The organism is Bacteroidota bacterium (assembly GCA_008933805.1).
GTDB lineage: Bacteria > Bacteroidota > Bacteroidia > UBA8524 > UBA8524 > SB11.
The window spans coordinates 40,056-49,063 of record WBUH01000024.1 but is presented as its reverse complement, the minus strand read 5'-3'; the positions used below and the strand labels follow the sequence as shown (position 1 = coordinate 49,063).

Annotated in this window: 5 protein-coding genes; 3 read left to right on the top strand and 2 right to left on the bottom strand. The window is 41.4% G+C overall.

Annotation, left to right across the window (positions count from 1 at the left end; translation table 11 throughout):
* Positions 1–1,523: 1,523 nt before the first annotated feature.
* Together F9K23_17860 and F9K23_17855 are read right to left on the bottom strand one after the other, a co-directional pair.
* Positions 1,524–1,805 (bottom strand): hypothetical protein, encoded by a 282-nt coding sequence (locus F9K23_17860; protein KAB2913222.1) that lies wholly within the window; start codon positions 1,803–1,805, stop codon positions 1,524–1,526.
* A gap of 17 nt (positions 1,806–1,822) precedes the next feature.
* A complete protein-coding gene (locus tag F9K23_17855) occupies positions 1,823–2,299 on the bottom strand; it encodes a hypothetical protein (GenBank protein ID KAB2913221.1) in 477 nt (158 codons plus the stop codon).
* A gap of 516 nt (positions 2,300–2,815) precedes the next feature.
* Between F9K23_17855 and F9K23_17850 the strand changes: the two genes are divergently transcribed.
* The 3 genes from F9K23_17850 to F9K23_17840 all read left to right on the top strand — a co-directional run bounded on the left by F9K23_17850 (position 2,816) and on the right by F9K23_17840 (position 8,553).
* On the top strand, positions 2,816–4,027 hold the full coding sequence (locus F9K23_17850) for a hypothetical protein (GenBank protein ID KAB2913220.1): 1,212 nt from the start codon (positions 2,816–2,818) through the stop codon (positions 4,025–4,027).
* A gap of 3 nt (positions 4,028–4,030) precedes the next feature.
* The gene (locus tag F9K23_17845; protein KAB2913219.1) at positions 4,031–5,098 is read left to right on the top strand and encodes a hypothetical protein; all 1,068 of its coding nucleotides are present in this window, start codon (positions 4,031–4,033) and stop codon (positions 5,096–5,098) included.
* Between the two features lie 65 nt (positions 5,099–5,163).
* The gene (locus tag F9K23_17840) at positions 5,164–8,553 is read left to right on the top strand and encodes a methylmalonyl-CoA mutase family protein (GenBank protein KAB2913218.1); all 3,390 of its coding nucleotides are present in this window, start codon (positions 5,164–5,166) and stop codon (positions 8,551–8,553) included.
* Positions 8,554–9,008 lie beyond the last annotated feature (455 nt).

Sequence of the window (9,008 nt, the reverse complement as noted above, 5' to 3'; positions counted from 1 at the left end):
GCCCAATGATGGCCGACAACTAATCAAACTCGCTCGCCGTTCATTGGATAGTGCGCCGACTTCCCTCCTTGAGTAAGGAGGGATTGAGGGAGGTGTGACTTTTAACGCCGAACACCCATACAGGCCTGACACCCCCTTGTATTCCCCCTTAGCAGGGGGAAACCCACGCACAACCCGTCAGCACTCGTACGTATTTGGGCAAAAGCCACTTTAGAGCCAGTACTGAGCGTAGTCGAAGTGGGATTTAGGGGTAGTCTCCGCCACCCCGTCATTGCGATGCCTTGCGCAGCTTGGCAGAAGCAATCCCTTTGAGACTATGCAAATGAGTTGCTTATAAAGTCAAAGACGGTTTTTAACCACCCCTAACCCCTCCTTGTCCTTCCCGCAAACTCACCGAAGGAGGGGAACAGCCGTACAATCTCACCAATTCCAAATATTCAATCCATTATCAATAATCGTTCGTCTGTAAAAGGCTTGCAGGGCGGCTCCCCTCCTTGTGTTGGACTTGAGCGTGGTAAAGGAGGGGCTGGGGGTGGTCGGTATTTACAGATTTGTTGACTTGCAGATTTACTAATTTTCTCGCCACCCCGTCATTGCGATGCCTTGCGCAGCTTGGCAGAAGTAATCCCTTTGAAACAATGCTAACGGATTGCTTCTAAACCCGAAGACGGTTTTATCGCAATGACGAAATTCGAAAACCTTTAACTCACCCTCGAATAACCATACAGCCCGACGCTCATCACTTCGTCCCTCTCTTTTGCATAGAGAGGGGGAAATTGAGCACTCGAAGTCGGGTAAATAGCTGGGGTGAGTTAAGAAACCACCCCTAACCCCTCCTTGTCCTTCCCGCAAACCCACCGAAGGAGGGGGACTTGGCAGCCGCACAAGCTCACCATCCTCAAACAATCTGTCAATTACCAATAATCGTGCGTCTATAAAAGGCTTGTAGGGTGGCTCCCCTCCTTGTGAAAGACTTGTGCATGGTAAAGGAGGGGCCGGGGGTGGTCGGTATTTACAGATTTGTTAACTTGCAGATTTATTGATTTTCTCGCCACCCCGTCATTGCTATGCCTTGCGTAGCTTGGCAGAAGCAATCTCTTTGAAACTATGCAAATGAGTTGCGTCAAAACCCGAATATGGTTTTTAACCCCTCCTTACCCTTCCCGCAAACCCACCGAAGGAGGGGGACTTGGCAGCCGCACAGGCTCAAGGGTTGGTTATTTGTTAATGGTTATTAATCTCGTTCGTCTGTAAATGGCTTGCAGGGCGGCTCCCCTCCTTGTGTTGGACTTGTGCGTGGTAAAGGAGGGGCTGGGGGTGGTCGGTATTTACAGATTTGTTGACTTGTTGATTAACTGATTCGCCCCTTTTATCTTTCCCCCTGAAGGTGGAACCTACCGCACAAGGCCGTTGGCACTCGTACGTCGTTGGGCGAAAGTCCCCTTTATGAGATTTAGGGGTTACGCTCACCGTATTTAAAATAGTTCAGGATGAGGGCAAAAGCAGCACCGCGCTCAAATGCCTCATTTTGATTTTTTATACTTAAAGAAAGTAGAAAAGATCATTTTCAGGATTTGCAACCGGCTTAATTTTTTTCTTATTATACATTCACGTAACAACATTACCATATCCTCCATAGGGATTTCACTTGAACCATGAGGACTAAATTTCCCATTATTATATACTGCCCTTCTTACTGATTCAGTTTGATACTCTTCGGCTTCATTTTCAGTCCATGTGGATGTTCCAAATTGAATAAAATGATCCCGAAGGTTCGGATGAGGTATCTCTTCTTTAACATTCATAGCATTAAATGACGTGTTTATTGCAATTCATTGGTTATATTTTTCAGTTCCTTATCATTTAGCAACTCACCTTTTAGTGATAAAATATGCCCGTTTTGGTGCTTACTATATCTTGAGTACCTTATTATCAAAGGTTTAGAAATCAGATATGCTTCAACAACTTCAATGTGTTCATTAAATAGAATACCGATAAGGTAATCGAAAGTATCTCCATCAAGGTTTCTAATTACACCTAATTGTCGGGTGCCCTTGCCTTTTTCCAATGTTCTACATTTAATTTGAACCCTAAGATTTTCGTTATCAATAATATCAAAACCTGCATTTGAGTTTTTTTGTAAATTCCAGTTAAACTTTTTTGACACAAGCCATTCGCAATAATCTGCAATTGGATTGTTTTTAGTACGTATCACCTGTTTTTCCTTTAGTTCAATCATTATTTTAGAATTGAGTATCATCAATTCCTTTGGTTCCATATCCTTAAGATTGTCTTCCATTCCCACTTTATTTAGGTTTCTGAAATATTATTTCCAACGCATAATAATACAATAATAGACAAACGTATTTAGCACTAAAAAAAATATTAGAGTGCAAGTTTTAGTAAGTGTGACTGAAAATCGAAATATGGATTGGCTGAACATCTTCTTTACCAAGCCCCCGGCATTGCGATGCCTTGCGCAGCCTGTCAGAAGCAATCCCTTTGAGACTGTGTAAACAGATTGCTTCAAAACCCAAAGACGGTTTTATCGCAATGACTAAAGTCGTTTGCGTTTTGGCATCATCCCCGCAATCAGCCTTTCGACCACAGCCCAACTTCGTCTTTCTCCAATTTGGAGAAGGGGTTAACTGGTACTTAATTCTCGTCAAAATATACAAGGATTATATAAATTTATATTTTGTAATGCTCTTTATATAAGTATATTATAATAAATGACATGGGTGTTCATGTTCCTTGATAAATTATTTATGACAATTCTTCAAAATAAAATAGTAACAAATTTATCTTTGTTACTATGCAAGAAGAAAAAGTTGCGTTCTCGTATATTGATCACTCAAAAGATACAAGAGTAGAGTGTTATTCAGTATTATTAACAGCACAAATTAAAGACTATTTGATTTTTATTGAAGATGTATATAAAAACAAGGGAGGTATAGAAGGACAACGTTCCCCTCTTAAAACAAAATCAGCTCAAAGAATAAGAAAACGATTAATAGATGATTTGATAAGGGGAACAGTTATTCCTCCAATTGTTTTAGGTCTAAATCTATCAAATAAACAATTTGAAACTTTAGAAGAAGAGATTAGTTCAAAAGTAGTTCCGTTACTTAAAGAGGTTAACATTGAGGAGCAAATAAGCATTATTGATGGGATGCAAAGAACTACTGCATTGTTTGAAGCGAAACAATCCAATATATTAGACTTAGACAGAAAAATTAGACTCGAGTTGTGGATTTCAAGGTCTACGAATAGCCTAATATACAGAATGCTTGTGCTGAATTCAGGTCAAATTCCTTGGAATATTAAACGGCAAATAGAAGTCGTTTTTTCACAGCTGAAAAAAGAACTTGAATCCAATGTGACAGGATTAGAATTATTTACTTCCGATGAAGCTACTAGCAGAACAAAAGGGGGACAGTATCAGGCTAGCCAGTTTATTGAATTATTCATGCTTTTTGGCGCTAAAAGAGTTAACATAGATATTCAAGAAGAACTTGCAGAAGAGTTTGCTAGGTTAGATATAATTGAAACCAGTGGTAATGAGGAATTTACTAAGATGTTTTTTGGGGTTTCAAAACTTTTAGTTAATCTAGATCAAGCTTTTTCTGAGTTAAACACCAATCCAACAGATATAGAGTTAAATAAATTTAAGTCAGGTAAAAATATTTTTTCTTCACAGCCGGCTAGAGCGGGATTAGTTGTTGCCTTATCTCAAGAAATTTTTGGATTACCAGGTGTTGAGTTTTCAAAGGATGAACAAAAAAGGAAATTTGATAAGGTCACGCTTAATATATCAACATTCATAGAAAGTTTATCCGGTAAAACTCAAAATGAATTATTTGAACTGATTGATTTGCCAACACTTGATGAGCAGCTAAATGTCAGAACTTCAAAAGTAGGTGAATTTGAAAGGAATTTTTTCTTAAAATCATTTAAAACATTTATTGAATTGGCTAATACTAATCAATTGCAAACACTCACTCCTTGCTGGCGTTCATCTCATTAATCAATGAGCCGATCATTAAAAAAAGCTAACGAATTATTATTTGACCTCATAAAAATGAGGTTTGATGTAAGTATTGATGATCATGATAATACCTTTAATCATCCTAGATGGGTTTGGGGAGATAATATTGATCAAAAATGGTTATGTGAGGTTAAGTTTAAAGATAGGTTAAAAATAACTCAAGAAGCGGTTTTTTCAATAGCAGAATTTGAAGGCGATGAATATTTTGTAGTTACTGGTTTTTCTATCCCTGACAATATACCTCAAGCCTTAATGCCTTGTTCACTAAATCCTGGACTTTTTGTAGGAGTTATTTATGAATTTGAATTACCAGTTTTAAAAAACATTTCGAATGATCAATTGGTGCAAAATATTTTATCTCAACATAAGAACCTTGTAGGGTATGAGGGACATGAACTAAATGATTTATTAAAGATTTTTCCAAATATTTTTGTAATGAAGATATCTGGTCAATATCTTTATTCAACAAACCAAAGAAAACATCAACAGTTAATTGCTCATTATCTGTCAATAAATAAAAAATTTATTAACCTGCCATTTTCAAACGATACTTTAGAAGCAATATCAAATCTTGTTTTACTTGATTCAAAAATTCTTAAATATGAAAATATAATTCAGGCCTTGTTATCCTTTCAATTTAAGTTTGCATTTCTTGATTTATATAGATGTATAGAAATGCTATATCAAATTGTATATATTAATGAACCATATAATAATATTTTTTCTAAAAAAGGTAGTATAACAAAGTTAGAGTTTTTAGAAAAGATCGAATTTAGTTTGAATTGGAGACCAAATGAAAGGAATACTTTAAATAAAATCTTCGAGGAAACACCAGGTGAATATAAAAAACGGATAAAAATTGCTGCGCAAGCAATCGACGGGCAGGCAAAAGCAAATAGCAATTGGTTGTACGACTTGAGATGCAGTATTGTTCATTTGAAGGCAAACCACAGGGAGTTCGAGCTTACTCCTTATCAATGGGACAAAATAATTTTAGGGACTGTTGATATGCTTCTATATTGGTATAGTGAATATATCAACTTTGAATAAGTTACTAGATTTAATTCCACCTCCCCAAAATTCCTTATCTTCGCGGTTTCAATACACTGTAAACCATGAGTACAGCTACCGCCGTAGAGATATACCAACCAAAGAACAAAATCCGCATTGTTACTGCTGCTGCCCTGTTCGACGGGCACGACGCCGCCATTAACATCATGCGCCGCATACTGCAAAGCAGCGGTGCCGAGGTGATACATTTGGGGCACGACCGCAGCGTGGCCGAGATTGTGGATTGCGCGATACAAGAAGATGCACAGGCCATAGCCATTACCAGCTACCAAGGTGGCCACATGGAGTACTTTAAATACATGTACGACCTGTTGAAGGAACGCAACTGCGGCCACATAAAACTGTTTGGCGGCGGCGGCGGGGTGATACTTCCCGAAGAGATTAAAGAACTGCACGAGTACGGCATTGCCCGTATCTACTCGCCCGATGATGGCCGTGAAATGGGCTTGCAGGGCATGATAAACGATTTATTACAGCAAAGCGACTTCCCTACCGGTAAAAACCTGAACGGCGAAGTGAAACACCTTGCCGAGCGCGATGTGAAATCCATTGCCCGTCTTATTTCAGCCGCCGAAAACAACTACGAAGAAGCCATTCCCTTTTTGGCCGAAGTTCAGCAAATAAGCAACGATGTTAAAACCCCTGTGTTGGGTATTACAGGCACGGGCGGTGCGGGTAAATCGTCGCTGGTGGATGAGTTGGTGCGCCGCTTTCTGATTGATTTTAAAGACAAAACCATCGCCATTATATCGGTAGATCCTTCAAAACGCAAAACCGGCGGTGCATTGCTGGGCGACCGTATCCGTATGAACGCCATCCGCAATCCCCGTGTGTATATGCGTTCGCTGGCTACTCGCCAAAGCAACCTTGCCCTTAGCAAGTATGTAAAAGAGGCGGTAGATATTGTAAAGGCTGCCAAGTTTGATTTGATTATCCTTGAAACTTCGGGCATCGGGCAAAGCGATACCGAAATTATAGAGCACAGCAACATGAGCCTGTATGTGATGACCCCCGAATACGGTGCGGCCACACAGCTGGAAAAAATTGATATGCTGGATTTTGCAGATATTATTGCCCTGAACAAATTTGACAAACGCGGTGCGTTGGATGCTTTGCGTGATGTGAAAAAGCAATACAAACGCAACCACCAGTTGTGGGATACTCCCGATGAGCAAATACCTGTGTTTGGCACGATTGCCTCACAGTTTAACGACCCGGGTATGAACCGCCTGTACCGCAACATTATTGATATGTTGGTGGCTAAAACAGGTGCGCCGCTAAAATCAACGTTTGAGGTATCGGCAGAAATGTCGAAAAAGATATACATCATCCCACCCGAGCGTACCCGCTATTTGAGCGAGATTACCGAAAACAACCGTGCATATGACCGTTGGGTAGACCAACAAGTGGCTACCGCCCAAAAACTTTACAGCCTGCGCCAAAGCATAGAGGCAATAAAAGAAACCAACACGGCGGATAAAAACAATTTGATAACTGCTTTAGAAGCTGCTTACAAGGAAGTTGAATTGAACCTTGACCCTAAAAACAAGAAGTTGTTAGAGGAATGGGATGCCAAAGTAGCGAGCTATAAAGCCGATTATTTTATATTTAAAGTACGCGATAAGGAACTGAAAATCAAAACGTTTAGTGAGTCATTATCACATACGCGCATTCCCAAAGTTTCTTTACCCAAATACCAAGCATGGGGCGACTTATTGCGTTGGATATTGCAAGAAAACGTACCGGGCGAGTTTCCTTATACCTCGGGTGTATTCCCCTTTAAACGTGAGAACGAAGACCCTACCCGTATGTTTGCTGGCGAAGGTGGCCCTGAGCGTACCAACCGCCGCTTCCACTACGTAAGTTTGGGTATGCCCGCCAAACGTCTTTCAACTGCGTTTGACTCGGTAACACTTTACGGCCAAGACCCTGATTACCGTCCGGATATTTACGGTAAGGTGGGTAATTCGGGAGTATCGGTTTGGAGTTTGGATGCTGCTAAGAAGCTGTATTCGGGCTTTAACCTTGCCGACCCTACTACTTCGGTATCAATGACCATTAACGGCCCTGCGGCCATTTTGTGTGCCTTCTTTATGAATGCCGCCATCGACCAGCAGTGTGAGTTGTATATCAAGCAAAACGGCTTAGAGGATGAAGTGAAAAAGAAAATACACGACATTTTTGCGGCCAAAGGCTTACCAGAACCTAAGTACCAAGGCGATTTGCCACAGGGTAACGACGGATTGGGTTTGATGCTGTTGGGCGTTACCGGCGACCAAGTATTGCCCGCCGATGTGTACGAAACCATTAAAACCAAAACCCTTGCTTCGGTACGCGGTACAGTGCAAGCAGATATATTGAAAGAAGACCAAGCCCAAAACACCTGTATTTTCAGTACAGAGTTCAGCTTACGGGTAATGGGCGATGTGCAGCAGTACTTTATTGATAAGAACGTGCGCAACTTCTACTCGGTGTCAATCAGCGGGTACCACATTGCAGAAGCGGGCGCCAACCCGATTACGCAGTTAGCACTCACATTATCAAATGGTTTCACGTATGTTGAGTACTATTTGAGCAGGGGAATGAACATCAACGATTTTGCCCCTAACCTATCGTTTTTCTTTAGTAACGGTATCGACCCTGAGTACAGTGTGATTGGTCGTGTAAGCCGACGTATTTGGGCAAAAGCCATGAAAAACAAATACGGAGCTAACGAGCGCAGCCAGATGTTGAAATACCACATTCAAACCAGTGGCCGTTCACTACACGCACAAGAGATTGATTTTAACGATATACGCACCACGTTGCAAGCCTTATACGCTATTTACGATAACTGCCAAAGCTTGCACACCAACGCTTACGACGAAGCTATCACCACCCCTACCGAAGAAAGCGTGCGCCGCGCCATGGCCATCCAGTTGATTATTAACAAAGAGTTGGGCTTGGCGAAGAACGAAAACCCGATACAAGGGGCGTTTATCATTGAAGAGCTTACCGACTTGGTGGAGGAAGCTGTGTTGACTGAATTTGACCGCATTAACGAACGCGGTGGTGTGTTGGGTGCTATGGAAACCATGTACCAACGCAATAAAATACAGGAAGAGAGCTTGTATTACGAGACACTGAAACATACCGGAGAGTTCCCGATAATTGGGGTAAATACCTTCTTATCGTCGAAAGGTTCGCCTACGGTGGTGCCTCAGGAGGTAATACGCAGTACCAAAGAGGAAAAAGATTACCAAATAACCGCAATGGAGGCGTTGCACAAAGTACACGCCGATAAAGCCCACCAACTGCTTGCCGAATTGCAAAAAGCTGCGGTAGAAAACCGCAACCTGTTTGAGCAACTGATGGAAGCCGTAAAATACTGCTCACTGGGACAAATAACCAACTCCTTGTTTGAAGTAGGCGGCCAGTATCGGAGGAATATGTAATCTCACCCTGAGCTTGCCGAAGGGTGCTAATTTGAAGATTTGGTGATTTGAAAATTGGTTGGCTTCCCCGTTATTGCGAGGAAACAGTCTTCGGCTGACGAAGCAATCCGTCAGAATTTGAAATTATTTTGAACTTAGGGTAGCGCATTGGCCGGAATCTGAACGAGATAAAGCATCCTACCCAAAGATTCCAAATCAAATTTGGAAAGACCCCGCAGCACACAGCCAGCCATCCTGAACTTGTTTCGGGATATCATCAGTATTTAGCGTGAATTGATAATGCGATGTTGAAGCAAGTTCAACATGACGAGTGCCAAGCAAGCCCCTGTCCTGCTGACGAAGGAAGCATCTTATTGCAAATGTGTTATAGGTTGGCATTGACATATTTAGGATAAGAAATTTCGCTATGCTCAATTTGACAATCAAGAAGCGCACGGTGAACAGTCATCCCGAAC

What these genes read in the sequence shown, in the direction of transcription:
- F9K23_17855 (KAB2913221.1), bottom strand. Translation starts at nt 2,299, where the DNA reads ATGGAAGACAATCTTAAGGATATGGAACCAAAGGAATTGATGATACTC.
- F9K23_17860 (KAB2913222.1), bottom strand. Translation starts at nt 1,805, where the DNA reads ATGAATGTTAAAGAAGAGATACCTCATCCGAACCTTCGGGATCATTTT.
- F9K23_17840 (KAB2913218.1), top strand. Translation starts at nt 5,164, where the DNA reads ATGAGTACAGCTACCGCCGTAGAGATATACCAACCAAAGAACAAAATC.
- F9K23_17845 (KAB2913219.1), top strand. Translation starts at nt 4,031, where the DNA reads ATGAGCCGATCATTAAAAAAAGCTAACGAATTATTATTTGACCTCATA.
- F9K23_17850 (KAB2913220.1), top strand. Translation starts at nt 2,816, where the DNA reads ATGCAAGAAGAAAAAGTTGCGTTCTCGTATATTGATCACTCAAAAGAT.